Source organism: Agromyces binzhouensis (assembly GCF_004135055.1).
Lineage (GTDB): Bacteria > Actinomycetota > Actinomycetes > Actinomycetales > Microbacteriaceae > Agromyces > Agromyces binzhouensis.
On record NZ_SDPL01000553.1, the window covers coordinates 1 to 1593 of the forward strand.

Here is a 1593-nt window from a genome sequence, read left to right on the forward strand (position 1 = left end):
CGCCGCGCACTCCGACGGCACGCGCCGCGCCGCGGTGCTCGTGATGTCGGGCCTGGGCCTCGTCGGCGCGGCGTCGGGCATCGGCGTCGTCGTCAACGCGCTGCTCGCCGAGCTCTCCTCACCGCTCGCCTCGTCGGGCGATCGCGCGCTGCTGCTCGGCGGCCTCAGCGCGATCGTGGTCGGCGGACCGATCTGGTGGCTGAACTGGCGCCCGACGCGCCGGCCCGACCCGGCCGAGGCCGTCGACGTGGGGCGGCGGGTCTACCTGGTCGCCGTGTTCGGCGCGAGCGCCGTGGTCGCGGTCATCACGCTCCTCGTCGTGGGCTACCGCGTGTTCGAGTTCGTGCTGGATCCCGGGACCGGCTTCGCGCTGGTCGACCGGATCCGTGCGCCGCTCGGCCTGCTCGTGGCCACCGCACTGGTGTTCGCCTACCACTTCGCCGTCTGGCGTCGGGACCGCGCGATGATCTCGGAGACCGGCGTCTCGCCCGCGCGCCGCATCGGGCGCATCGTGCTCGTCGCCTCGGGCGACACGGAGGCCGCGGAGCGCGCGATCGCGGCGGCGACGGGTGCCCGCGTGGTCGTGTGGCGACGTCGCCGCGCCGACGGCGACCACGAGGACGGCGCCGATCTTGAGGCGTCGGGGCCGGATGCCGCGGTCGTGGTCGCCGCACTCGAGGGCGTGACCGCGGATCGCGTGCTGGTGCTCGTCGGGCCCGGCGACCGGGTCGAGGCGGTCCCGCTCGCGGACTGAGCCCACGCGGGCGTGCGCCGGCGTGGGCTCACGCCCAGCGGCGCACCGCCCACCGCTCCAGCAGTCCGACGAGCGCGTCGCTCAGCTTGCCGAGCACCGCGAGCAGGATGATCGCGAGGAAGATCCGGTCGATGCGGCCCGTGTTGCCCGAGTCGCTGAGGAGGAACCCGAGGCCCATCGACGAGGCGATGAGCTCCGCGGCGACGAGGAAGAGCCAGGCCTGCGCGAGCGCGAGGCGGAGCGCCGCGATCACCGACGGCACGACCGCGGGCAGCTGCACGGTCGCGAACAGGGTCGCGCCGCGCAGGCCGAAGGCACGGCCCGCCTCGAGGAGACGGCGGTCGACGTGCCTGAGGGATGCGGCGACGATGGTGTAGACGGGGAAGAACGCCCCGATCGAGATGAGGATGACCTTCGAGTCCTCGCCGATGCCGAACCACAGGATGAGCAGCGGCACCCAGGCGAGCGACGGAACCGCGCGCACCGCGCCGAGCGTCGGCGAGAACAGCACGTCGCCGAAGCGCGAGAGCCCGACGACGGCGCCCGCGAGCAGGCCGAACAGTGCGCCGAACGCGAAGCCGATGAACACGCGCTGCGTCGAGATCGCGACGTAGAGGCCGAGCAGGCCGCGCTCGGCGAGGTCGATCGCGGCGAGCCACACCATCTCGGGGCTCGGCAGCTGCGACACGGGAACCGCGCCCGTGGTCGAGACGACCTGCCACGCGGCGAGCAGCGCGAGCGGGATGAGCGCCCCGCCGACGATCCGGAACCAGCGTCGCGAGGTGAGCGGGCGCCGGTCGCCCCCGTCGCCCCGACCGGAACGGCCCGGGCGCGTCGGG

Annotated in this window: 2 protein-coding genes; one reads left to right on the forward strand and one right to left on the reverse strand. The window is 74.6% G+C overall.

The window, feature by feature from the left end:
- Positions 1–754: DUF5671 domain-containing protein (locus ESO86_RS19365; protein ID WP_242492428.1), on the forward strand; the 754-nt coding region annotated here is incomplete at its 5' end.
- Between the two features lie 28 nt (positions 755–782).
- On the opposite strand, the gene ESO86_RS16640 is transcribed toward ESO86_RS19365, so the two are convergent.
- Positions 783–1593, reverse strand: an 811-nt coding sequence (locus ESO86_RS16640; protein ID WP_207207199.1) for an ABC transporter permease, incomplete at its 5' end; no start/stop codon positions are given.